General features: G+C 68.7%; 13 protein-coding genes, 1 tRNA gene and 2 pseudogenes. 8 read left to right on the top strand and 8 right to left on the bottom strand.

Going from position 1 to position 25,009, the window contains the following annotated elements; translation table 11 throughout:
* Positions 1-10: 10 nt before the first annotated feature.
* The 5 genes and pseudogenes from NQK35_RS02355 to NQK35_RS02335 all read left to right on the top strand — a co-directional run bounded on the left by NQK35_RS02355 (position 11) and on the right by NQK35_RS02335 (position 13,995).
* On the top strand, positions 11-895 hold the full coding sequence (locus tag NQK35_RS02355) for a biotin--[acetyl-CoA-carboxylase] ligase (RefSeq protein WP_257114441.1): 885 nt from the start codon (positions 11-13) through the stop codon (positions 893-895).
* A complete protein-coding gene (locus NQK35_RS02350) occupies positions 882-2,672 on the top strand; it encodes an acetyl/propionyl/methylcrotonyl-CoA carboxylase subunit alpha (protein WP_257114440.1) in 1,791 nt (596 codons plus the stop codon). Before NQK35_RS02355 ends, NQK35_RS02350 begins: the two co-directional genes overlap by 14 nt.
* Positions 2,669-4,225 carry an acyl-CoA carboxylase subunit beta gene (locus tag NQK35_RS02345; RefSeq protein WP_257114439.1) on the top strand — a complete coding sequence of 519 codons (1,557 nt, stop codon included), beginning with the start codon at positions 2,669-2,671 and terminating at the stop codon, positions 4,223-4,225. The genes NQK35_RS02350 and NQK35_RS02345 overlap by 4 nt, the downstream gene beginning before the upstream one ends.
* 44 nt (positions 4,226-4,269) lie before the next feature.
* A pseudogene (locus tag NQK35_RS02340) lies at positions 4,270-13,498 on the top strand (fatty acid synthase subunit beta domain-containing protein).
* A 2-nt stretch (positions 13,499-13,500) separates the two neighbouring features.
* Positions 13,501-13,995, top strand: a complete 495-nt coding sequence (locus tag NQK35_RS02335) for a holo-ACP synthase (protein ID WP_257114755.1) — start codon at positions 13,501-13,503, stop codon at positions 13,993-13,995.
* Here the strand turns inward: NQK35_RS02335 and NQK35_RS02330 are convergent.
* Both NQK35_RS02330 and orn read right to left on the bottom strand, forming a co-directional pair.
* Positions 13,935-14,723, bottom strand: coding sequence for a single-stranded DNA-binding protein (locus tag NQK35_RS02330; RefSeq protein ID WP_257114438.1), 789 nt, complete (start codon positions 14,721-14,723; stop codon positions 13,935-13,937). The genes NQK35_RS02335 and NQK35_RS02330 overlap by 61 nt on opposite strands.
* Before the next feature lie 192 nt (positions 14,724-14,915).
* Positions 14,916-15,506 (bottom strand): oligoribonuclease, encoded by a 591-nt coding sequence (orn, locus tag NQK35_RS02325; protein WP_034231973.1) that lies wholly within the window; start codon positions 15,504-15,506, stop codon positions 14,916-14,918.
* 137 nt (positions 15,507-15,643) lie between these two features.
* On the opposite strand from orn, the pseudogene ilvA reads away from it, so the two are divergent.
* A pseudogene (gene ilvA / locus NQK35_RS02320) lies at positions 15,644-16,931 on the top strand (threonine ammonia-lyase IlvA).
* A gap of 18 nt (positions 16,932-16,949) precedes the next feature.
* On the opposite strand, the gene NQK35_RS02315 reads toward ilvA, so the two are convergent.
* The 6 genes from NQK35_RS02315 to rpmF all read right to left on the bottom strand — a co-directional run bounded on the left by NQK35_RS02315 (position 16,950) and on the right by rpmF (position 23,139).
* Positions 16,950-17,378: a winged helix-turn-helix domain-containing protein gene (locus NQK35_RS02315; protein WP_257114437.1), complete on the bottom strand. Its 429-nt coding sequence runs from the start codon at positions 17,376-17,378 to the stop codon at positions 16,950-16,952.
* Positions 17,379-17,808: 430 nt separating this feature from the next.
* The gene (gene metE / locus NQK35_RS02310) at positions 17,809-20,130 is read right to left on the bottom strand and encodes a 5-methyltetrahydropteroyltriglutamate--homocysteine S-methyltransferase (RefSeq protein ID WP_257114436.1); all 2,322 of its coding nucleotides are present in this window, start codon (positions 20,128-20,130) and stop codon (positions 17,809-17,811) included.
* Between the two features lie 76 nt (positions 20,131-20,206).
* Positions 20,207-21,190, bottom strand: coding sequence for a methylenetetrahydrofolate reductase (locus tag NQK35_RS02305; RefSeq protein WP_257114435.1), 984 nt, complete (start codon positions 21,188-21,190; stop codon positions 20,207-20,209).
* A 264-nt stretch (positions 21,191-21,454) separates the two neighbouring features.
* Positions 21,455-21,530, bottom strand: a tRNA-Arg gene (locus NQK35_RS02300).
* Between the two features lie 36 nt (positions 21,531-21,566).
* On the bottom strand, positions 21,567-22,838 hold the full coding sequence (locus NQK35_RS02295; protein WP_009211947.1) for a cation:proton antiporter: 1,272 nt from the start codon (positions 22,836-22,838) through the stop codon (positions 21,567-21,569).
* A 130-nt stretch (positions 22,839-22,968) separates the two neighbouring features.
* Positions 22,969-23,139 carry a 50S ribosomal protein L32 gene (gene rpmF, locus NQK35_RS02290; protein WP_003792889.1) on the bottom strand — a complete coding sequence of 57 codons (171 nt, stop codon included), beginning with the start codon at positions 23,137-23,139 and terminating at the stop codon, positions 22,969-22,971.
* 176 nt (positions 23,140-23,315) lie between these two features.
* Here rpmF and NQK35_RS02285 point away from each other — a divergent pair, with 176 nt between their 5' ends.
* Together NQK35_RS02285 and cysK are read left to right on the top strand one after the other, a co-directional pair.
* Positions 23,316-23,972 (top strand): YigZ family protein, encoded by a 657-nt coding sequence (locus NQK35_RS02285; protein WP_257114434.1) that lies wholly within the window; start codon positions 23,316-23,318, stop codon positions 23,970-23,972.
* Between the two features lie 37 nt (positions 23,973-24,009).
* A complete protein-coding gene (gene cysK, locus NQK35_RS02280; RefSeq protein ID WP_009211949.1) occupies positions 24,010-24,942 on the top strand; it encodes a cysteine synthase A in 933 nt (310 codons plus the stop codon).
* Positions 24,943-25,009: the final 67 nt, after the last annotated feature.

Raw genomic sequence — 25,009 nt, 5'->3', positions numbered from 1 at the left:
AGGAGCCGACATGAGCGCGCCCACCCGCATCACCATCGAGGGGATTCACGCGCCCGTGTACCACGTTCCCTCCACTTCCTCCACCCTCGACCTGGCCGCATCACTCCTCGCCGATACCGCCACCCCCACGCCGCACCTGACGACGATCATCGCCGACCACCAGAGCGCTGGGCGCGGCCGACTCGGGCGCTCCTGGATTGCCCCCGCCGGCCAAGCGCTCCTTGCCACGACGATCGTCTCCGTTCCCACCTCGCTGCCGACCGCCACCCTGGGATGGCTCGTCTACGCCTGCGCACTCAGCGTGCGCGACGCGCTGAGCCTGCGCCTGACCCCTCTTCACCACGACGTCACCCTCAAGTGGCCCAACGACATCCTCGTGGACGGCGAACGCAAAATCTGCGGCATCCTCGCCCAGCTGGCCCCGGCCTCGTCCCCCTTTACGACGACCGCGCTCCTCGGATACGGGGTGAACATCGCCCAAGAGGGTGCCGATCTGCCCACCGCGCACGCAACATCCCTGCGTGCCGAAGGCGACACCCCCGCCGGGGAAGACTCCGGCGCCGCCGCGCACGCCCTCCTGTCCACGATCCTTGTCAGACTCGAGGCACGCGTGCGAAGCCTCGTCACGCACGGCAGCGTTTCGGCCAGCGGCCTCGCGGACGAGGTGCTCGCAGCCATGCCGCTCATCGGTAAGCGCATCGCCCTGGCGGAGCCGACCGACCCGACCGGACGCGCGGCGATCGAAGGCACGGCCATCGGGTTGGCCGACACGGGCGCCCTGCAACTGCGCACCGACGACGGCCGCATCCACGACATCAACGCCGGGGACGTGCTGACAACCGGAACACCTTTGAGAACCACTCACACAACCAAGGAGAAGCGTGCGAACAATTAACCGAATCCTCGTCGCGAACCGAGGGGAGATCGCCCTGCGCGTCTGCCGCACCGCCACCGACATGGGCATCTCCACCATCGCCGTCTACGCCGATCAGGACATGGCGGCGCCCCACACCCGCGAAGCGGACGAGGCTCTCGCCCTCGGAGGGGACGATGCCGCCTCGACGTACCTTAACGGCGAGAAGATTCTCGCCATCGCGATTGAAACCGGTGCCGACGCCATCCATCCCGGCTACGGTTTCCTCTCCGAAAACTCCGAGTTCGCGCGGGCCGTCGAAGACGCCGGCATCGCGTGGCTCGGCCCCTCTTCCGCCGTCATTGACGCCCTCGGTGACAAGATCAAGGCTCGCCTGGTCGCCGAGGCCTGCGGTGTTTCCCCCGTGCCCGGTGTCTCCCAGCCCGTCACCTCCCGCACGGAGGTCGAGGCCTTCATCGAGGAGGCAGGCTATCCCGTGGTCCTCAAGCGGGCCGACGGGGGCGGCGGACGCGGCATCACCGTCGTTCGTTCCACCTCCGACCTCGACCTGTTCTTCGCCCGCCACGGTGACAGCGCCGACCTTGGCGCCCACTTCGTCGAGCGCTTCGTCGAGGTCGCACGCCACGTCGAAACCCAATGCGCCCGCGACGCGCTCGGCAACTTCCACGTCATCTCGACGCGCGACTGCTCCGTTCAGCGCCGCAACCAGAAGCTCGTCGAGGAGGCCCCCGCGCCCTTCCTACCCGACGGCGCCCACGAGCATCTCGTGGGCGCGTCCCGCGCGCTCTTTGAGCAGGTGGGCTACGTGGGCGTGGGGACCGTGGAGTTTCTCCTCGAACCCGACGGGAGCATCTGGTTCCTCGAGGTCAATCCCCGCCTGCAGGTCGAGCATCCCGTGTCCGAGGAGGTCACCGGAGTCGACCTGGTGCGCGAACAGATCCGCATCGCTCAGGGCCTGGCCCTCACGACGCCGCCGGCCCCGCGCGGACACTCCTTCGAGTTCCGCATCACCTCCGAGGATCCCTCCCAGGACCTCACCCCCACCGCCGGGCGCCTCGACGAGGTGCACTGGCCGCTCGGCCCGGGCATCCGCCTCGAGCTGGGCATCGATGAGGGCGACACCGTCCAAACCGCCTTCGACTCGATGATCGCCAAGATCATCGTCACGGGAGCCGACCGCGAGCAGGCTCTCGCCCGCTCGCGCCGCGCGCTCGGAGAGTTTTCTGTCCAGGGCGTCGCCACCCCGGTCCCCGTCTACCAGGACATCATCAGCGACCCCGACTTCTGCGGTGTCGGCGGCTTTAGCGTCTCAACCCGCTGGTTCGAAACCAGCTTCATGCCCCGCCACGACTACTCCGACCTCGCGATCCCCGCCGAGGCCTCGCAGACCGCCGACCTGCCCCGCCAGACCTACATCATCGAGCTGGACGGGCGCCGCGTGAGCCTGACCCTCCCGGCGGGCATGTTCAACGCGCCGGCCAACCCCGCCCCGCGCCCGCCGCAGCCGCTGCGCTCCACCCCCCGCCGCGCCGGTTCGGTCTCCCCGCACTCCGGCCCGCACCAGGGTGCCCCCGGCGACATCGTCGCTCCCATGCAGGCCATCGTCGTCGCCCTGGCCGTGAGCGAAGGACAACGCGTCGAGGAGGGACAGCTGGTCGCCGTCCTCGAAGCCATGAAGATGGAAAAGCCGCTGCTCGCTCCCCGCGCGGGAACCGTCGAGTCGTTGGCCGTGAGCCAGGGCGACACGGTGAGCGCCGGAACGCGCATCGCCCACATCAGCACCGAGGAGGCACAATGAGCACAGCCAGCACACTGACCCGCGACGGGTTCATCCAGGCGCAGGACGCACTGGCCAGCGCCGCCGAAGAAAAGGCTGCTCAGCGCCAGCACGCCAAGCACAAGCTCACTGCCCGTGAGCGCCTCTCACTCTTTTTTGACGACGGGCAGTGGCACGAGGTCGGCCAGTTCATCGGCGGCTCCGTGCGGGCCGGGCGCGTCGGCTCGGCCGTTGCCGCCGGTTACGGGCGCGTGCAGGGACGAATGGTGGCCGCCTACGCGCAGGACTTTTCGGTGTTGGGCGGCACCCTGGGCAAGGTCGAGGGAGATAAGATCGTCGACCTCATCGACCTGGGGATCCGCATGCGCATTCCAATCGTCGGCATCCAGGATTCGGGCGGCGCACGCATCCAGGAGGGCGTCGTCGCACTGGCCCAGTACGGGCGCATCTTCAAGAAGACGTGTGAGGCCTCCGGCCTCGTCCCCCAGATCTCGATCATCCTGGGTCCGTGCGCGGGCGGAGCCGTGTACCAGCCGGCCCTGACCGACTTCATCGTGATGACGCGCGAGAACTCGCACATGTTCGTGACCGGGCCCGACGTGGTCGCGGCGACGACGGGTGAGAAGGTCACCCTCGACGAGCTCGGGGGCGCTGCCATCCACAACTTCCAGTCCGGTGTTGCCCACCATATGGCAGACACCGAGGAGGAAGCCATCGACTACGTCCGCTCGCTGCTGGACTATCTGCCCTCCTCGTGCGAAGCCGCTCCCCCGCGCTATGAGTACCTGGCGAACCCCGAAGACGAGGCCGCCGCACACGCGGTTGCGGACCTGGTGCCCACCTCCGCCCGCCAGCCCTACGACGTGCGCGACGTCGTGCGCGCCCTGGTCGATCACGGCGAGTACGTCGAAATTCAGGACCTGTTCGCGCCCAACGTGACGATCGGTTTCGCGTGCGTCGACGGCTTCTCCGTTGGCGTCGTCGCCAACCAGCCGATGAGTGACGCGGGAACCCTGGACGTGGATGCGTCGGAGAAGGCGGCTCGTTTCGTGCGCTTCTGTGACGCATTCGGCCTGCCCATCGTGACCTTCGTCGATGTTCCCGGGTACCGCCCGGGAACCGAGCAGGAGCAAGCGGGCATCATTCGCCGCGGAGCCAAGGTGATCGTCGCCTACGCCAACGCCACCGTTCCCATGGTGACCGTGATCCTGCGCAAGGCCTACGGCGGCGCGTACATCGTCATGGGGTCGAAGTCCATCGGTGCCGACCTGGCCTTCGCATGGCCCGACGCGCAGATCGCCGTCATGGGCGCGGAGGGTGCCGCGTCGATCATGTACCGCCGCGAGCTGGCGGCCGCCCGGGAGGAGGGCACCTTCGACGAGACCAAGGCCGCCCTGGTCGCTCGTTACGAGGAGGAAACGGTCAACCCCGAAGTATCCGTGGCCTCGGGCCAGCTCGACGGGATCATTCGCCCCGCCGACACCCGCCAGACCATTATCAACTCCCTGCATTTGCTGGCGTCCAAGGACCAGCGTGCACCCCACGTGAAGCGTCACGACAACGGCCCCCTGTGACCGTCGCCGTTTGAGAAGTAATGTCCCCGAAGGAAAGTACGACCATGTCTTTTGTCTCCTCCCTCAATGAGATCCCCTACGCGCTGACGTTCGCCGGCCAGGCCACGCCGTGGCGTTCCGCCCTCGACGAGATCGCCCACGACCCCGAGATCGCCGCGATCGTCGGCGGCGTCGTCAAGGCCTCCGATGCGGTGCTCTCTCCCGTGCGCCGCTCGCTGGCAACACAGTCGGTGGCCTCCCTGCCGTTCGAGTTTCCCGCCGAGGACGGGCAGGCGGCAGTGACCCGGGAGGCCGCAGGTCCAGACGAGGCCGCCCTGTCTGTCCCCGGGATAGTCGCGGCGCAGCTCGGCGCTCTCATCGATCTGACGCGCGCCGGCCTCAACATCGTGGCCAACCAGCCGCGCGCCTTCGAGGGACATTCGCAGGGAGTGCTCGGCGTGGAGATCGCACGGGCCTGGATTGAGGGCGACGAGGCCCGGGCCGCCTCCGTGTTCGCGCTGGCTCGCCTGATCGGCGCCGCTGCTGCGCGAGTGACGCGTCGCGCGCGCGCCCCGCACGCCGGGGACGCCACCTACATGGTGTCCGTGCGCGGCGTGTCGGATTCCCTCCTGGCGCGCATCCTTGAGTCTCTGCCCTCCGCCTCCCACCCGCTGTCGATCGCGCTGCGCAACGACACCGACACGCACGTCGTCTCCGGCGCGCCCGCTGACCTGGCCTCGCTCGTCGCCGCCATTGAGCGCGCGGCCGCGAAGGATAAGGCGGCCCACGACGCACACGAGCGCGGGGGACGTCCCTTGTCTCCCGTGTGCGAATACCTGCCGGTGTACGCGCCCTTCCACTCCCCGATGCTCGCAGACGCCTTGGAGCTGGTGGATGAGTGGGCACTGCAGTGCGGCATTGACGCCTCGCTCGCGCATTCGCTCGCCGCAGCCGTCCTGACCACGCCCGTCGACTGGCCGCAGCAGATCCGGTCGGCCACCGCCTCGGGCGCCGCGTGGATCGTCGACATGGGTCCCGGCGCGACGACCGTGCGCATGACGCGGGCCCTCGTGGAGGGCACGGGCGTCGGTATCGTTGCGGCAGGCACCGCGGCGGATCGCGACAAGGCCGCGACCCCCGGGTGGGAGCCCGAGGCCGGAAGCGACTGGTCGAGTCTGCGTCCCGGCCTCGTGACGCTGCCCGACGGCAAGACCGTCGTCGATACGGCCTTCTCTCGTCTCACCGGCCGTTCCCCGATCCTGCTGGCCGGCATGACTCCGACGACCGTTGACCCCGAGATCGTTGCCGCGGCCGCCAACGCGGGCTTCTGGGCGGAGATGGCCGGCGGAGGCCAGGTCACCGAGGAGGTCTACAACGAGAACCTGGCGGGCCTGCGTGCCCAGCTGCGCCCCGGCCACACGGCCGAGTTCAACTCCATGTTCCTGGACCGCTACCTGTGGAACCTGCAGTTCGGCCAGGCCCGTATCGTGTCGCGGTCGCGCGCGTCCGGCGCCCCCATCGACGGCGTCGTCATCTCGGCGGGTATTCCCGAGCAGGACGAGGCCCTCGCCCTCATCAAGCAGCTGCGCGCCGACGGCTTCCCCTACGTGGCCTTCAAGCCGGGCACGGTCGACCAGATCCGCAAGGTCATCGCCATCGCTCGCGAGGCGGCGCCGACCAAGATTATCGTGCAGGTCGAGGACGGCCACTCGGGCGGCCACCACTCCTGGGAGGACCTGTCCGACCTGCTGCTGGCCACCTACGCTCAGCTGCGCGCCCAGTCCAATATCGTCCTAACCGTGGGCGGCGGCATCGGCACGCCCGAGCGCGCCGCCGACTTCCTGACCGGCGACTGGTCGGCCCGCTACGGCCGCCCACCCATGCCCGTTGACGGCGTCCTCGTGGGCACGGCCGCCATGACGACAAAGGAGGCGCACACCACCAGGGCCGTCAAGGAGCTGCTGGTCGCCACGCCTGGTGTTCCGGCGGACGACGACTCAGACGGCTGGGTTGGCGAGGGAGTCAGCCGCGGCGGAATGACGTCGGGCCTGTCCCACCTGCGCGCCGACATGCACGAGGTGTCCAACGCTGCTGCTGCTGCCGCACGCATCATCGCCGAGATCGGCTCGGACGGCGCTCAGGTGCGCGCCCGCAAGGATGAGATCGTTGAGATCCTGTCCCACACGGCCAAGCCCTACTTCGGTGATCTGGAAGAGATGACCTACGAGGCCTGGGTGCGCCGCTTTGCCGACCTGTCCTACCCGTGGGTTGATCCCACCTGGCAGATCCGCTACCACGACCTGCTCCAGCGCGTCGAGGCGCGCCTGGCGCCCGTGGACCACGGCGAGGTCGAAACCCTGTTCCCGACCGTCGAGGACGTCGCCGACGCTCACGCTGCGGCCGACCGCCTGATGGCCGCCTACCCGAACGCGGCGACCACCCACGTCACGCCGATCGACGCCGCGTGGTTCCCGGCCCTGTGCCGCTCCTACCCCAAGCCGATGCCGTTCGTGCCGATCCTGGACGACGACCTCATCCGCTGGTGGGGCCAGGACTGCCTGTGGCAGGCCCAGGACGAGCGCTACACGGCCGATCAGGTGCGCATCATCCCCGGCCCGGTTTCCGTCGCAGGCATCGACCGAGTCGACGAGCCCGTCGCCTCCCTGCTTGGCCGCTTCGAGGCGGCCGCCGCCGAGCGCCTCGCCGCCTCGGGTGCCGTCGCGACGCCCGTCGCCTCGCGCCTGGGCAACGGCAAGCCCGCCGCCACCCGCGAGGAATGGCTGCGCAAGGTTCCTTTCATCTCGTGGACCGGCCACCTGATGACCAACCCCGCCTCCATCCTCGATCCCGAGCGCGTGTCCCTGAACCCGACCGACACCGGCGTGGACATGGTCATCCACCTGGACACCGCCTGGGATAACGACCCGCGCGGCGCCGAGAAGCACGCGGTGCGCGAGCTGGTCTTCCCACTGGTTCTGTCCGGCGAAGACGGCGCGGTCCCGGTCATCGACGAGGCCAAGCTGCCCCAGCACATGTACGCGATGCTGGCCGCCACCGCCGGCGTGACCTCCGTGTCCGTCGCCGGCGACACCGTCGACGCACTGCCGGTCATGGTGCCTTCCTCGAAGTCCGTCTTCGGCGAGGCCCACTACTCCTTCACGCTCGCCCCGACGCTCGGCTTCGACCACGCGCAGGCCACGGGCGCTACCCTGCCCGCCGACTACGAGCTGGCCGCCTGGGCTCCCGACGCCCTGCTCGGCCCTGCCTGGCCCGCCATCTACGCGGCCCTGGGTTCGGCCATCCACAATGACTACCCGGTCATCGAGGGCCTGCTCAACGCCGTCCACCTCGATCACTCGATCACCTTGGAGTACACGCCCGAGCAGATGCTCGAGCGCGGCTTCCACACGATCGATGTGACCAGCCACGTGGCCGCGGTCGACGAGTCCTCCTCCGGACGCATCGTCACGGTGGCCCTCGAGCTCACCTCGAACGGCGAGCACGTGGGTTCCACGCAGGAGCGCTTCGCGATCCGCGGCCGCGCCACCGGCAACCGCGCGCCCTCCGAGGCCGCGCCCTTCGGCGGCGCGAACATCGAGGTCGTCGACACGCCCCGCTCGGTCCTGCGCCGCGTGAGCGTCAAGGCTCCCGACGACATGACGCCCTTTGCGATCGTCTCGGGCGACTACAACCCGATCCACACCTCCTACGCGGCCGCCAAGGTCGCCGGCATGGACGCGCCTCTCGTGCACGGCATGTGGCTATCGGCCACCGCTCAGCACGCGGCCGAGGCCATCGTCGGCTCCCAGGGCGGCGCTCAGATCGCCGGCTGGACGTACTACATGTACGGCACCGTCGACCTGAACGACGAGGTTGAGATCACCGTCGAGCGCGTGGGCCGCGTCGTCGGCGGCGGCCTGTCCCTCGAGGTCACCTGCCGCATCAACAAGCAGGTCGTCTCTCGCGCGTCGGCCTACACCTTCGCCCCAAAGGTCGCCTACGTCTACCCCGGCCAGGGCATTCAGAGCGCCGGCATGGGCCTGGATGAGCGCGCCAAGTCCAAGGCCGTGGACGAGGTGTGGCGCCGCGCCGACGCGCACACCCGCTCGGCGATGGGCTTCTCCATCCTGGCGATCGTGCGCGACAACCCGACCGAGATCGTGGCGCGCGGCGTGACCTACCGTCACCCCGAGGGCATCCTGAATCTCACCCAGTTCACGCAGGTGGCCCTGGCGACGCTGGCGATCGGCCAGACGGCCCGCATGCGCGAAGAGGGCGTCCTGGTTCCGGGTGCTGCCTTCGCCGGTCACTCGCTGGGCGAATACGATGCGCTGGCCGCATACGCCGAGGTCTTCCCGCTCGAAACCGTCCTCGACCTGGTCTTCCAGCGCGGTTCCACGATGCACTCGCTCGTGCCCCGCGATGAGAACGGCCGTTCGAACTACCGCATGGGCGCCCTGCGCCCGAACCAGTTCGGCGTCGACGACGCTCACGTCGTGGAGTACGTCGCCTCGATCGCTTCGGCGTCCGGTGAGTTCCTCCAGATCGTGAACTTCAACCTGGCCGGCCAGCAGTACGCGGTCGCCGGTACGGTCGCGGGCCTGAAGGCCCTCGAGGAGGACGCCACCAAGCGTGCCGCCGAGCACGGTGGCAAGCGTCCCTTCATGTACGTTCCCGGCATTGACGTGCCCTTCCACTCGACGGTCCTGCGCAGCGGCGTGGCGGACTTCCGCACGAAGCTCGACGAGCGTATTCCCGCCGAGATCGATCCTTCGAAGCTCGTGGGCCGCTACATCCCCAACCTGGTGGCGCGTCCCTTCGAGCTCACCCGCGAGTTCGCCCAGTCGATCCTCGACGTGGTTCCCTCCGACACGGTGCGCGAGCTGTTGGAGACCCCCGGGGCGTGGGATGCGGCCCTGGCCAACCCGGGTGTCCTGACCCGCACGCTGCTCATCGAGCTGCTGTGCTGGCAGTTTGCCTCCCCGGTGCGTTGGATCGAGACCCAGCGCGTGCTGCTCTCGACCGAAGAGGCTGCCCCCGGCGTTCCCGGCCTTGGCGTCGATCAGGTCATCGAGGTTGGCCTGGGCGGTGCCCCGACCCTGGCCAACCTGGCCGCCCGTACCCTGCTCGCCCCCGAGTTCGCGCTCTCTCGCGTCGACGTGTTCAACGTCCAGCGCGATGAGCCCCGCGTCTACGCGACTGACGTCGCCGTGATCGAGGAGGACGAGGACGAGGAGATCACCCCGGCTGCCCCCGCCGCCGAGGCCGCTCCCGCGCCCGCCCCGGCAGCTCCTGCCGCCGAGGCCGCTCCGGCCCCCGCCCCCGCTGCTCCGACCGGAGGCCCCTCGGGTGCCGACGTTGCGGATCTGCCCTTCACGGCGTCCTCCGCCATCGTCGCTCTGCTGGCCCTGTCCGCGAAGATTCGCATTGACGAGGTCGGCGCCACCGACACGACCGAGTCGCTGACCAACGGCGTGTCGTCGCGCCGCAATCAGCTGCTCATGGACATGTCCTCCGAGCTGGGCCTGAACTCGATCGATGGCGCGGGCGAAGCCGACGTCGCAACCCTATCGGCCACGGTCGACAAGGCTGCCAAGGGTTACAAGCCCTTCGGCCCCGTCCTGGCAGAGGCGGTCAAGGAGCGCACCCGCAAGCTCTTCGGTGCCGCCGGCGTGAAGGCCAATCGCATCTCCGAGCGCGTCACGGGCACGTGGCAGCTGGGCGCAGGCTGGGCCCAGCACGTCACCGCCGAGATCGTCCTGGGCACCCGAGAGGGCGCCTCGACCCGCGACGGAGACCTGGCGACACTGCCGACGGATGCCCCGACGAACGCCGCCGGAGTCGATGCCCTCATCGACTCCGCCGTGGCTGCCGTCGCGGCACGCGAAGGCATCGCCGTGTCACTGCCCAGCGCCGGTGGTTCCGCCGGCGGCGGAGTGGTCGACTCCGCCGCGCTGGACGCCTACGCTTCCTCCGTCACGGGAGAGGACGGCGTCCTGGCCAAGATCGCTCGCACGATCCTGTCCGATCTGGGACTGAACACCCCCGCCTCCACCGAGGAGGAGGCCAACGACGATGCTCGCGTCATCGATGCGGTCGCCGCCGAGCTGGGTTCTGGCTGGGTCGACCTGGTTGCCCCTCGCTTCGACGCCGCCCGCGCTGTGCTTCTCGACGATCGCTGGGCGTCGGCTCGCGAGGACATCGCGCGCTTCGTCGCCGAGGGCCACCTCGCCGAGGGCGCTTCCTTCGTCGGGACGGGACGAGCGGTTGCCGACCAGGCCTCGTACTGGGCGACTCGCCTGCGCGCTGAGGGCGATCACGATCGCGCCGCTCGCCTCGAGCAGATCGCGTCCGACGCGCTGTCCTCCGCCGCCGACCTGCCCTACGCGAACGACGTCGCCGTGGTCACGGGTATGACCCCCGCCTCCATCGGTGGCGCAGTCGTGGGCGGTCTGCTCGCCGGCGGTGCGACGGTGATCGCGACCTCCTCGTCGATTTCCGCCTCACGTCTGGCCTTCGCCAAGGACCTCTACCGTACGCACGCCGCGGGCGGCGCGAAGCTATGGCTGGTTCCCGCCAACCTGGCCTCCTACCGCGACGTGGACGCGCTCGTGGAGTGGATCGGCACCGAGCAGACCAAGTCCGTGGGTGCCGACGTGAAGGTGACCAAGGAAGCCCTGGTCCCGACGCTGTTCTACCCCTTCGCGGCTCCGCGCGTCTCGGGCACGCTGGCTGACGCCGGTCCCGCCTCCGAGAACCAGATGCGCCTGCTGCTGTGGAGCGTCGAGCGTTCCATCGCGGGCCTGTGCGCGATCGGTTCCGACACCCACGCCGACCACCGCCTGCACGTCGTGCTGCCCGGTTCCCCCAACCGCGGTATCTTCGGCGGCGACGGCGCATACGCCGAGGCCAAGGCCTCCTTCGACGCGATCGCGACCCGGTGGGCGGCCGAGCCGATCTGGGGTTCGCGCGTGTCCATCGCGCACCCGCGTATCGGCTGGGTGCGTGGCACCGGCCTCATGGGCGGCAACGACCCGATGGTCGCCGCGGTCGAGGCTGCGGGAGTTCGCACCTGGTCGACGGAAGAGATGGCCGAGCAGCTGCTGAACCTGTCGAGCGCCGATGTTCGCGCCCGGGCCGCCTCCGCTCCCGTGGACGCGGACCTCACCGGTGGCTTGGACTCCTCCATTGACCTGCGCGCCCTGCGTGCCCAGGCCGAGGCCTCCGCCCCCGAGAGCGCCCCCGCCGAGAAGGCTGCGACCGTGTCTGCACTGCCCTCGCCCTCGCAGGTCGCCGTGCCGCATATCGAGCCCACCCAGTGGGGCCAGACCACCGCGTCGCTGGCCGACACTGTCGTCATCGTTGGTCACGGCGAGGTCGGCCCGTGGGGCTCGGCTCGTACCCGGGTCCAGGCCGAGCTGGGCATTCACACCGACGGCAGCGTCGAGCTCACCCCTGCGGGCGTGCTCGAGCTGGCGTGGATGACGGGCCTGCTCACCTGGTCGGATACCCCCGTGGGCGGCTGGTACGACAAGGACGATCAGCTGGTTCCTGAGTCGGAGATCTTTGAACGCTACCGCGACGAGGTCGTGGCCCGCTCCGGCGTGCGCTTCTTCCACGACGACGGCCCGCTGCACGACGGCTACACGCCCGAGTCCGCGATGGTCTTCCTGGACCGCGACATCACGTTCACGGTCGAGGACGAGGAGGAGGCACGCTCCTACGCCGAGGCAGACCCACAGTTCACGGTGGTCGAGCAGACGGCCTTTGGCGAGTGGCAGGTGACCCCGCAAGTCCGGCGCCCAGGTGCGCGTGCCGCGTCGCGCGACCCTCAACCGCCGTATCGGCGGCCTGTTCCCGACGGACTTCGATCCGGCGCGTTGGGGCATCCCGGCCTCGATGCTCGATTCGATCGACCCGATCGCCGTGTGGAACCTGGTGTCCGCCGTGGACGCGTTCGTGTCGGCCGGCTTCAGCCCCGCCGAGCTACTGCGCGTCGTACACCCGGCAAGCGTTGCTTCCACGCAGGGCACCGGCTTCGGTGGCATGCGCTCGATGCACAAGCTCTTCGTCGACCGCTTCCTGGGAGAGGATTACCCGCAGGACATCCTGCAGGAGACCCTGCCCAACGTCGTGGCCGCGCACACCATGCAGTCCTACGTGGGCGGCTACGGCTCGATGATCAACCCGGTCGGTGCCTGCGCGACCGCCGCGGTCTCCATCGAGGAGGGGCTCGACAAGATCAAGGCCGGCAAGGCCGACTTCGTCGTGGCCGGCGCGATTGACGACATCCAGGTCGAATCGATCGTGGGCTTCGGCGCGATGAACGCAACGGCGAACTCGAATGAGTTGCTCGCTCGTGGCATCTCCTCGCGCTTCGTCTCGCGCGCCAACGACCGTCGCCGCGGCGGCTTTGTCGAGGCGCAGGGCGGCGGCACCGTGCTGCTGACCCGCGCGTCCGTGGCCCTGGATATGAACCTGCCGGTTCTGGCCGTCGTGGCTCACGCGCAGACCTTCAGCGACGGCGCGCACACCTCGATCCCAGCACCCGGCCTGGGTGCCCTCGCGGTGGCGCGCGGCGGGCAGGACTCGGTCATCGCCCGCAGCCTGGGGCAGCTGGGCGTGGGTATCGACGACGTGGCTGTCGTGTCCAAGCACGACACGTCCACGAACGCCAACGACCCCAACGAGTCCGATCTGCACACCCGCGTCGGCATGGCGCTGGGACGCACGCCGGGTAACCCGTTGCTCGTCATCTCGCAGAAGACCCTCACGGGTCACGCGAAGGGCGGTGCCTGCGTGTTCCAGGTGGGCGGCATCATCGACGTGTTCCGTACGGGTCTGATCCCCGCGAACGTCGCGCTGGACTGCGTCGACGACGCGATGGAGAAGTACAGCCCGCTCGTGTGGCTGCGTTCCCCGCTCGACCTGTCCGCTCGTGGACCGGTGCGCGCGGCTTTCGCCACGTCGCTTGGCTTCGGCCACGTGTCCGGCTTCCTCGCACTGGTCAACCCGGCGGCCTTCGAGGCCATCGTGGAGCGCGAGGCCGGACGCGGGCGCCTCGACGCGTGGCGCGCGGCTTCCGATCGCCGACTGCGCAACGGTCAGCGTCACATCGAGATGGGCATGCTGGGCCACGCCCCGTTGTTCACCTCGGTGGATGGCCGCCGCCTGCCGGACGACCCGGCGGCAGGAGTCGCGGGTGACGCGCACGAGGTCGAGGCTGCGATCCTGCTGGATCCGTCGGCCCGCCTCGGCGAGGATGGCTTGTACCACCTGCCCGAGGGCCGGTGATCGTGCGCGGACTCGGCGTCGACCTGGTGTCCCTCCCTGAGTTTGCCGCTCAGGTGGGGGCGCCGGGTTCAACCTTCCTGGCCGGCGTCCTGACGCCCAGGGAGGCTCGTCGGGTCCGCTCCCGCGCGGCTGCGACGTCCGGCGCGCGAGACGGTTCCGCCCGCTATGACGAGGCGGTGGCCCGTCACGCGGGGGGCCTGTGGGCCGCGAAGGAAGCCTTCATCAAGGCGTGGTCGTGCGCCCTGTTTGGGTCCCCTCCCCTCCTCGGCATCGACGAGGTGGACTGGCGCGAGATCGAGGTCCTTCACGACGAATGGGATCGCCCCGCCATCACGCTGCACGGCGCCGTCGCACGAGCGTGCGAGACGAGCCTCGGGGCGGCTTCCTCGTGGAGGGTGTTGGTCTCGATCAGTCACGACGGCCCCTGCGCGATCGCTCACGTCGTGATCGCCGACGCCAGCAATTCGGTTCCCCGGGACGACCGGGTCACGCCGTAGTCGAAACGCGCTCCGGGCGTACCCGCGATTGCAGCCACGGGCTCAGCGGGCGCATCCTCGGCAGGGAGCAGGTCGCTGTCCTTCGCGGGAGCCCCGGGCGCCCTCACATCCTTCTCACCTGGTTGCGCTGCCCCCGCGCTTTCCCCCGCTTGGCCATCGACGCGTCTTGAGGGGGCATCCGCCCCATCCGCGCTTTCCCCAGCGCCCTCCTCCACCTGATCGGCTTCCGAGGTGTCTTTCCCGTCCGCTCCGTGCGTATTCTCCCGCGCGTCGGTGGGAATCTCTCCCGGCTGCCCCGGCCTGGTCGAGAAGGGGTCATCGGCCGTACCCGCCGACGGTTCGGCGAGGCTGATCACCTGGTTCTTCGTGAAGCGCGCGTATCCCCTGGCCAGGTCGTGTCCGAGCGCGCAGGCTCGAAAGACAATCGACGAACGCACCTCGCCCGCCGCGTCGACCCAGCCGTTGGGAACTGGCCGTGCGACCACGATGACGGGATCGCCCTTGCGGCAGCTGCGAAACACGTTCTGCGCAAGCGTGTCCCAGGTTTCGATGGTGTACCAGTGGGCTCCGTCCTCCACGTAGGAGGCTGCCCCGGGGCGCGCCTCGCTGGCAAAGCGCCAGCGAGTGATCGCCATCCGAAAGGTCGTCACGCACGTGTCCTTGACGTGCTTCATGATCGGATCTGATCCGATGCGTCCCCTCAGAGTTGTCGCCGTGTCTTGCATCATTGCATCCTTTCCTGGGGTGACCGGCCCGTGCCGGTTACCCCAGGAAACACCGCGCCCAGCCCGCCTTCAAGGCGTCCCTTCTCCCCTGTGGACAGGTGGGCACCGCAACGGACACCTGTGCACGCAGCAGCGGGCGGGTGCGAGGCGGCGCCGCCTCGCGGGCAGCACCGTCACCGTGCAGCTCAGCGGAGCCTACTGGGCGTGGTCGGCGGGGGCGATTCCCAGCGAGACGACCTCTCGGGCGACCGCTCGCGCCCTGTCGGTTGGCACGGGCTGCGCCGGGAAGAGGACACGGCGGTAGTACTCCAACTCCTGAATGGACTCCAGGATGTCGGCCAGCGCGCGGTGTCCCCCGTGCTTGACGGGCGCCTCGGCAAAGGCCGAGCGATACCAGCGCTTTGCCAGCTCCTTGATGGAGGACACGTCGACGAGACGGTAGTGCAGGTGCTCGATGACGGAGGGCATGTTGGCCTCGAGGAACATCTTGTCCGTGCCCACCGAGTTACCGGCCAGCAGCGCCTTGCCCGGCTGGGGCACGAAACGCTTGATGTAGGACAGGACCTGTTCGGTCGCTTCCTCCATGGACACCCCGCTCCTGGCGAGCTCGGTCAGCAGCCCGGAGCTGGTGTGCATGTTGCGCACGAAGTCGTTCATGTTCTCCAGGGCGCAGGCGGGTGGCGTAATGAGGACGTCCATGCCGGGGTCGACGATCGACAAGTCACCGTCGGTAACGACGACGGCCACTTCGATGAGGGCGTCATTCGCGACGTCCAGGCCGGTCATCTCGCAGTCGATCCAGATCAGGGGGTCTTTCAGTGTTTTCACGTCCTCCATGGTAGTGCTCTCCTCGCCATACGGTCGGGTGGTGCGCTGGGGGGCGTGGCCACTACTACACTGGAGGGGTACTGGAAGGAGCACCCATGCCCACTCGTTCTCACGTGACCACGCCCACGGATATTCGTCAGGCCGCCACCGCCCTGGAGGGGGTTGCCGTGCGCACGAACCTGGAGCGCTCCGAGCGCCTCTCGAGTGAGGCGGGCGTGGACATTTTGCTCAAACGTGAGGACCAGCAAAAGTGCCGTTCCTTCAAGGTTCGTGGCGCCTACGCTCGCATGTCGATCCTTTCCCCCACCGAGCGTGAGCGCGGCGTCGTGTGCGCCTCGGCCGGCAACCACGCTCAGGGACTGGCCTACGCCTGCGCCCACCTGGGGGTGCGCGGCACGATCTATCTTCCGTCCAACACGCCACGCCAAAAGCGCCGCAGGATCGCGGCGATCGGCGGGCAGTGGGTCGAGCAGGTCATCGTGGATGGAACGTTCGATCGCGCCAACGCCCTCGCACAGGAGGCCGCGCGGGCAACGGGACGCACCTATGTTCATCCTTACGATGATCCCTTCACGATTGCCGGACAGGGAACGATTGGCGTCGAATTGGAGTCGCAGATGCCCGCCGACACGTGCGCCGTCCTCGTTCCGGTCGGGGGCGGAGGTCTCGTGGCGGGAGTGTCTACCTGGCTGCGAGCTCAACGCCCGGAGGTGAAAATCATCGGCGTCGAGCCGGCCGGAGCGGCTTCCATGCACGCCGCTCTCGAGGCGGGTGAGCCCATCTCCCTGGCGAAGGTTGACCCCTTCGTCGACGGGACGGCAGTGGGACGGGCCGGAGCTCTTCCCTTCCGTATCGCCGCCCAGTTTGTCGATTCCGTCCTGGTCGTCCCCGAGGGTGCCGTGTGTACCGAAATGCTGGAGCTCTACCAGTCCGACGGTGGTGATCGCCGAGCCTGCGGGCGCGCTGGCATCGACGGCGGCTCACGTATTCTTGACCGATGCCGCGGATCGCAAGGCCCTGCTGGGGCGCGCCGATGGGGCGATCGTGTGCGTCGTCTCGGGCGGAAACAACGACCTGACGCGCTACGCGGAGGTCATGGAGCGCTCGCTGCGCCACGAGGGGTTGCGCCACTACTTCCTCGTGACATTCCCGCAGCAGCCGGGCATGCTGCGCATCTTCCTGGAGGATGTGCTCGGCCCCGCCGACGATATCGTTCACTTCGAGTACACGAAGAAGAACAACCGCGAGCTCGGGCCCGCGCTGGTGGGTATCGACCTGTCCACCCCCGATGACATTGATGGGCTGCGTCGCCGCATGGAGTCCTCTCCCCTGCACGTGGAGGAACTCCCGCTCGACTCCGAGATCACGCGGCTCGTGATCTGAGGTGTTCGCCCGCTGTGCTTAGGCGGCCAGTGCGACGGGCCGGGTGAGGCGCACGCGCACGGCCGGGGTGGAGTTGAAGCGGTAGCCTTCTCCGCGGACCGTGGAGATCAGATCGGGGGCGGCGGCGAGCTTCTTGCGCAAGCGACGGACGTGAGCGTCGACGGTGCGGGAGTCGGCTCCCAAGTCGGCCTGCGCCCACACGGAGGCAAAGAGCTCGGCGCGCGTCACCGCACGGTCTGCGTTGGCGGCCAGGTGGGCGAGGAGGTCGTGTTCCTTGGCGGACAGGCCGGCGTCCCGTCCGTCAAGGGTGACCTGTCCACGGTCGAGGTCGATGTCGATGCGCGAGGAGGTGAGTCGCAGCCCGGCCAGAACATCAAGGAAGTCTTCGTAGGAGGTCGGAGCGTCCGTCGAGGCGGCGGAGGTGTCGGGAGTGTTGACGAGGGTCATGGGTGTATCCGATTCTTCGGGGCCGCACTCCCACGGTCACTGTGGGCATATCACTGCGGCGGTGATTGACAGGAAAGTTGGGGCGTCAATCACATACACATTCGCGACATCATGCCGCCGGTGGGGCAGCACATGGGGTTCGCGAAAGTCGTCATGCCACTAGTTTGTCGGAGGCATGAATGCCCGGCAACACCGCGCCCACAGAATGAGACGAGGTAACGGAGGTGGTCCGTCGGGGTGGCGCGGTCCGCGCGTGCCAGTGCCGCCTGCCGCTTTGCTCTTCTGCCCCGCCAACCGCGTCCTTTCCTCGCCTGGTCCGTCCCCACTGCCCCCTGCACTCGACCAGCCGACCCCAGTAGGTGCCGTCGGCGCCGGACAAAGGTCAGGGGTGGGACCGATGGCCCCACCCCTCACCGAGCGCCTGGATGTGTCAGCTCTCCAGGCCGCGCTGGGCACGCACTTGCCGAGTAGCGGAGACAAGGTTGTCCAGCGACGCCTTCGTTTCCTCATAGCCCCGGGTCTTCAGGCCGCAGTCCGGATTGACCCACAGGCGCGAGACGGGCACCGCGTCGGCGGCCAGGCCAATCAGCTCGGCCAGCTCCTCGACACCGGGAACGCGGGGAGCGTGGATATCCCAGACGCCGGGGCCGATCCCGTGGTCGAAGCCAGCGTCCGCAAGCTCGGGCACGACCTCCATCTTCGAACGCGCCGCTTCAATCGACGTGACATCGGCATCCAGGGCCTTGATGGCGTCGATGATCTGGCCAAACTCGGAGTAGCACAGGTGGGTGTGGATCTGGGTATCGGGGCGCACCGAGGAGGTCGCCAGGCGGAAGGAACCCACGGACCAGGCCAGATAGTCGGCGTGCCGGTCGACGTCGAGAGGCAGCAGCTCGCGCAGCGCCGGTTCGTCGACCTGGATGGCGGCGATTCCCGCGGCCTCGAGGTCACTGACCTCGTCGCGCAGCGCCAAGCCAATCTGGTCGGCTACCTCGGCCAGGGGCAGGTCGTTGCGCGGGAAGGACCAGGCGATGATCGTGACGGGACCGGTGAGCATTCCCTTGACGGGTTTGTCGGTCAGCGACTGGGCGTAGCTGGTCCAGCCGACCGTCATGGGAGCCGGTCGAGACACGTCGCCCCACAGGATCGAGGGGCGCGTGCATCGCGATCCGTAGGACTGGACCCAGCCGTTGCGCGTGGCGGCAAAGCCGTCCAGGAGCTCCGCGAAGTACTGGACCATGTCGTTGCGCTCGGCCTCGCCGTGAACGAGGACGTCAAGGCCCAGTTCCTCCTGGAGAGACACGACGGAGGCGATCTCTTCGCGCATGCGCGCCTCGTAGTCGGCGTCGCTCAGTTCCCCGCGCGCGTTGGCGGCGCGAGCGCGGCGAATCTCGGTTGTCTGCGGGAAGGAACCGATCGTCGTGGTCGGCAGGGGCGGCAGGTGCAGCCGCTGGGCCTGTGCGGCCTCGCGCTCCAGGTAGGGTTCGCGCGTGCGATCGGCGTCGGTCAGCGCCTGCGTACGCGCGCGGACGTCGGGGCGCACCACTCCGGGGGCGGCGGCCCGCTGCTCGAGGACGCGCGTCGCCTCGGCGACCTCGCTATCGATAGCGTCCCAGCCCTCGCGCAGGCCGGAAGCCAGCGTGACAACCTCGGTGACCTTCTGGTCAGCGAAGGCCAGCCACGCGTGAAGGTTTTCGTTGAGCGTGGGATCGTCCCACGTCTCAAGGGCGGTGTCGTGAGGGACATGCTGCAGGGAGTTGGAGGTGGCGACGCTGACCCGCGCAGCCCCAAGCTGCTGCGCGCGCGCCAGGGTGGCGCGCAGGGCGGCCAGGTCGGCCCGCCAGATGTAGCGCGCGTCGACCGCGCCCACGACCAGGTTCACGCCCGACAGGTCCGCGCCTTGCGGCAGGGAGCCACGCAGGGTGTCCACGTGAATGGCCTCCACGCCGGTGGCGGCACACGCGCCGATCGCGTCGGAGGCGTCGCCGTAGGGGGTCGTGAGCAGGATCTGGGGTCGATCCTGCTGGGCCGCCAGGCGTTCGTAGACGCGCGCCGCCAGCTCGGCCAGCTCGGCGCGGGGACGCGACAGGTTGTCCGATGTCAGGGCCGGCTCGTCAAGCTGGACCCACGGGGCTCCCGCGGCGTGCAGGGAGGCCAGCGCCTGCGCGTACGCGGCCACGGCCTCGTCGATGCGCGAGAGCGGATCGAAATCGGGGGTGGCAGGGTCCGCCTTGGCCAGCGCAAGGTAGGTGACCGGCCCAACCACGACGGGACGGGTCACGTATCCCCATTCACGGGCGGTCACGAATCGACGGGTGAGAGTGTCGTCCGCGAAGTGCAGGGGGGTGTCGGGGCCAATCTCGGGGACCAGGTAGTGGTAGTTCGTGTCGAACCACTTCGTCATCTCTTCGGGACCCACCTGGTCGTCGCCGCGCGCGAGCGCGAAGTAAAGGTCGAGACCTTTCCGTCCTGCGAAGCGCGGCGGGATCGCGCCCAGGAGAATGGTCGCGTCCAGGACGTGGTCGTAGAGGGAGGGTGCGTCGGCCAGCGAGGCGTCCGTCGCGCCCAGACCGAGCTCGACCAGGCGTGCCAGGTTCTCCCGACGCAGCTCGTCGGCGGCCCGGGTCAGCTCGGCATCGGTGATGCGTCCGGCCCAGCGCGCCTCGAGGGCACGCTTGAGCTGACGCTCGCGGCCGATACGCGGGTAGGCCAGGATCGTGGCGGTGGGAAACTGCGCGGGGGCAGCAGACATAGTGTTCTCCTAGGGGGTGCTACTCATTCGGCATGCGCGGGGCTGGCCCGCTCCCTGCCGCGGGGTGGTCGATTGCTCAGGCGCGGGTATCGGGAGGCGAGGCCGGGAACCGATCGGGGTCGGCCCCCACTCCCACGAGGGCGAGGATGTCGAGGACGGGCCTGGCCTGGTTGAAGGTGTAGAGGTGGACGCCGGGAGCTCCCGCGTCGATAACGTCGTGGAAGAGGCGGGAGCCAAACGCGGCACCGAAGGCGTACCGGGCCTCCTGGTCACTGCGGTCGGAAAGGGCGGCGAGGATGTGCTCGGGGACCTCGATGCCCGTGAGGTCCTGGACTCTACGTAGGCGAGCCGGGTCGGTGGCGGGCAGGATGCCGGGTACGATCGGCAGGGTGACTCCCGCCCGGCGGGCGCGCTCCACGAAGGATGCGTAGACGTCCGGATCCCAGAAAAGTTGGGTGATGGCGAAGGATGCGCCCGCAGCCTGTTTGACGAGGAGGCGTTCCACTTCCTGTGCGGGCGTCGTTCCCGCCGCCGGGTTTCCCGCCGGGAACGCTGCCACGGCGATGGTGAGGGGCTTGAAGGCTGAGCGCAGGGCTTCGCCCGGGTGTGCGTCACAGCGGCGCTTCTCGACGGTTCGGATCAGGTGGATGAGCTCCGTTGCGCTGGCGACGCCGCCGGGACCGGGCTCCCAGCCGTTCTCCCCGGCCGGCGGGTCTCCGCGCAGGGCGAGGAAGGTGCGCACGCCCGAGTCGAGGTAGTCGTAGACGGCGGAAACGACCTCGTCGGTGGAGTTACCGACGCAGGTCAGGTGGGCGATGGGTTGAATCGGGGTGTCTGCGACGAGACGGTGGACGGTCGAGCGCGCATTCGACCGGTCTTTTCCACCCGCCCCGTAGGTGACGGACATGAAGTCGGGCCGCACGTCGAGCAGGGAATCGACGGTCTTCCAGAAGGGGGCTTCCAGCGAGGGCTTGCGCGGGGGCATCACCTCGAAGGAGAGAAGGGTGGGTTCGTGATCGTGGGTGCAGGGGCACGCGTAGGTGTCGTCTGTGTAGGGCACGGGGGAACTCTCGGATTGTGGCGCCGATGCGACGGTGGCGTCGTCGTGTGCTTGAGGCTGCATCGGGGACCTGGCCAATGGCGAACGTCGGTGTCAGGCTCGCATTCGGGCACGAATCGACCCGCACATGCGACGGGCGGTGTTCGTTCGTGCGTTCATGGCCCCAGTATGTCCGCCTTCGCGCGGGTGGCGCAGGAGGGGTCCATGTAACGGGAGTTTGTGACAGCGCCCGTCTCAGAAGCGAGACGGGCGCGTGGAAACAGGTGGCGCCCCCGACAGGACTCGAACCTGCAACCTCGGGATTAGAAGGCCCTTGCTCTATCCATTGAGCTACGGAGGCGTGGCGCTTACGCGCCGTCTGTAAGACTAGCGGAGGTTAGCGCGCCTTTCCACCAGCACGCCCCAGCAGGAAGGCGAGCAGCGGGAAGAGCAGCACGGACATCGCGCCCGCGACGACGAGCAGGGAGGCGAACCACGAAGGCAGGACACCCGTCGATACGCCCAGCTCGGTGACGGCAACGATGATCGGCAGGCCGGTCGCACCATACAGGCCGATGCGTGTGGCATCCGTCCAGCCGACGCGCTCGATCGACCCGTGGAAGCGTTCCAGAAGAACGATGGGCACGCCGCGCACCACGAGGATCGCGCCGACGAAGGCGACGAGCAGGAAGGGGTAGCCCGCGACCGCGCTCAGTGAGATGGTCATACCCGAGGTGACGAAAAACAGCGGGATGAGGAAGGAGAAGCCGAGGGTGCGCAGCTCGCCCTCGACCATCGTGAAGTTGCCGGGTGCCAGCGCGCGCACAATGATGCCGGCCGCAAATGCACCAAGTACCATGTCCAGTTCCATGACCGCGGACAGCGCCATGAGGCCGGTGAGGACCACCATCACGACGCGCATGAGCGTCTTTTGCGAGGTCTGCGCCCCGTGCAGGATCGTCCGCCCGATCGCGGGATGCCTGAGGATGAAGCGCGTCGGGATAGCGACCGCAAGGAGCGCGGCAAGCGCGAATACCAGCAGAACGATCGCCGCGGCCCAGGGGCTACGCGCCGACAATAGCAGCGACATGGCGATGATGGGCGCGAGCTCGCCGACCGCGCCGTGGACGAGGACGGCCTTGCCGATCGTCGTCCCCATGACGCCGGCCTCCATGAGGATGGGCAGCAGCGTGCCCAGCGCCGTCGAGGTCAGCGCGATGGCCAGGGCAATGTACGTCGCGGTGGCGACCCCCGTCGTACCCGACGCGGCCACCGCCGCCCAGGAGACGGCCATGCCGATACCGAAGCACACGAGCCACGTGAGCAGCGAGCGCCTGCCCGCCCGGCCGCGCACCTCTTCGACATCGATCTCGGTGCCCGCGATGAGGAAGAGCATGCCCATGCCGACCTCGCGGAACACGGAGATTGGCTCGGTCAGGGATGCGAGTCCCAGAACGTTCGGCCCGATAATGACGCCAAGGATAAGCAGCCAGACGACGTCGGGCACGCGCTTGCGCGTGAGCGAGGACAGCAGTGGGGCGATGGCCGCAGCTGCGGCGATCAGGAAGAGGGAGACGATGGCTCCCTCGGTGCCACTCGTTGCCGACGTCGCGACGAGGCCGTGGCCCACTCCCCCGCTTGCGGCGGGCAGAGACGGTGGCAGGCTCATGTGCGTTCCTCTTCGGGTGCTGGATTCAGGCGCGCGCCGACGACCGGAGGGGCCTTCGCCGCGCACTCAGAGATGAGAGGCATGGCAAAGGCCCGGGACTGCTGTCCCGGGCCCGTGTGTGGAAGCGAGGTCAGCCCTCGACGTCCAGGAGGCCATTCTTGTAGGCCTTGGCCAGGCGGCGGGGCACGCGGATCTCACGGCCGGCAACCTTGACGGTGTTCAGCTCGGTAAGATCAGCCTTCCAGGTAGACCGGCGGGTGCGGGTGTTCGCACGGGACATCTTGCGCTTGGGAACTGCCATGTCTTACCGCTCCTCTTCTTTCTCGACGACTTTTCTGATTCGGTGCGCCACGCGAGCGCACGGCGACAACCCGACCAGACTACCACGGTCGATAGCCGCGAGCACACCGCGCCTGGTCGCGTGCCTGCGATCCTGGTTACAGACCGCGCGGAGTTGGCCTCACCTAGACTGGGCGCATGGCCGTTCTTCGCACGCTCGCCGCCGGCACCCTCCTGACCAACGAGATCGAGATTAAACGCTCCCGTTTCATCACGACGCTAGCCAGGACGGATACGCCCGAGGCGGCTCGCGCCCTCATTGACGAGGTCAAGGCAGATCACCCGCAGGCGCGTCACAACTGCTCGGCCTACCTCATTGACCCACAGGACGCCGCTCCCCTGCAGCATTCTTCCGACGACGGCGAGCCATCGGGCACGGCGGGCACGCCGATGTTGGAGGCCCTGCGCGCCTCCAACACCTGGAACGCGACGGCGGTTGTGACTCGCTACTTCGGCGGGATCCTCCTGGGCGGCGGCGGCCTCGTGCGCGCCTATTCGACCTCCGTGTCCGAGGCGGTGGCCGCCGCCCGCATCGCCTACCTCGCCGAGCGCTGTGTGCTACGAACCGACCTGGATCCCTCCGACGCCGGACGCATCGAGGGGGAGCTGCGCGCCAAGGGCGCCACCGTGCTCGATACCGTGTGGGCATCCCGGGTGAGCCTCACGATCGCGATCGAGCCGAAGCGCCGCGAGAGCTTCGACGCCTGCCTCGCCCAAGCATCGGCGGGTGTCGCAAAGTTTCGCTACGTGGAAACGCGCCGGGTTGAACTAGACGCGCCCCCAAGCGCGGTATGACAATCGTGATGCACGAACGCCTCTGGAAGGACTTCACATGGCACGTATTGCCTCCACCGTCGCCGATCTGATCGGCGCCACCCCCCTCGTTAGGATCAACCACGTCGTCGGTGAAGGCGTCGACGTGGTCGCCAAGGTTGAGTCTTTCAACCCGGCTTCCTCCGTCAAGGACCGCATCGCCCGCTCGATCATCGATGCCGCTGAGGCGGCGGGAGCCCTCGGCCCCGGCGGCACCATCGTCGAGGCGACGTCGGGCAACACCGGTATCGCCCTGTCCATGGTCGGCGCGGCGCGCGGCTACAAGGTCGTGATCGTCATGCCCGCCTCCATGTCGGTGGAGCGCCGAGCGATCGTGCGCGCCTTCGGCGCCGAACTCGTCCTCACCGACCCCAAGGGCGGCGTATCCGCGGCCGTTGCCGAAGCCGAGCGCATCGCCTCCGAGCGACCCGGCGCGATCATCGCCTCCCAGTTCACGAACCCCGCGAACCCCGCGGCACACGTCGCGCACACAGGCGAGGAGATTTGGGCGGACACTGACGGTCAGGTCGACGTTTTCGTGGCCGGCGTGGGAACGGGCGGAACGATTTCGGGCGTGGCAAAGGTCCTCAAGGGCAAGAATCCGAACGTGCGTGTCATCGCGGTTCAGCCCGCCGAGTCCCCCCTCCTCACCGGCGGCAACCCCGGCCCCCACGGCATTCAGGGACTCATGCCTAACTTTGTGCCCGAGACCTTCGACTCCTCGGTTGTTGACGAGGTCATCTCCGTCGAGACGGCGAGCGCCCTGGAGTTCGCTCGCCGCGCGGCCGCCGAGGAGGGACTCCTGGTGGGAATCTCCTCCGGAGCGGCGCTCGCCGGCGTGGCGGCAGTGGCGGCTCGCCCCGAGTTTGCCGGAAAGAAGATCGTGACGCTCCTACCCGACACGGGTGAGCGCTACCTGTCGACCGCGCTTTTCGCCGGTCTGGAGGACTGAGCACTCGCGACGGCTCGGGTGGCTTTCGATGGAATACTCGAAGCCACCCGAGCGTTTCGCACACCAG

Origin of the sequence: Schaalia odontolytica (genome assembly GCF_024584435.1) — a bacterium.
Lineage (GTDB): Bacteria > Actinomycetota > Actinomycetes > Actinomycetales > Actinomycetaceae > Pauljensenia.
This window is presented reverse-complemented; position numbering and strand designations above follow the sequence as displayed.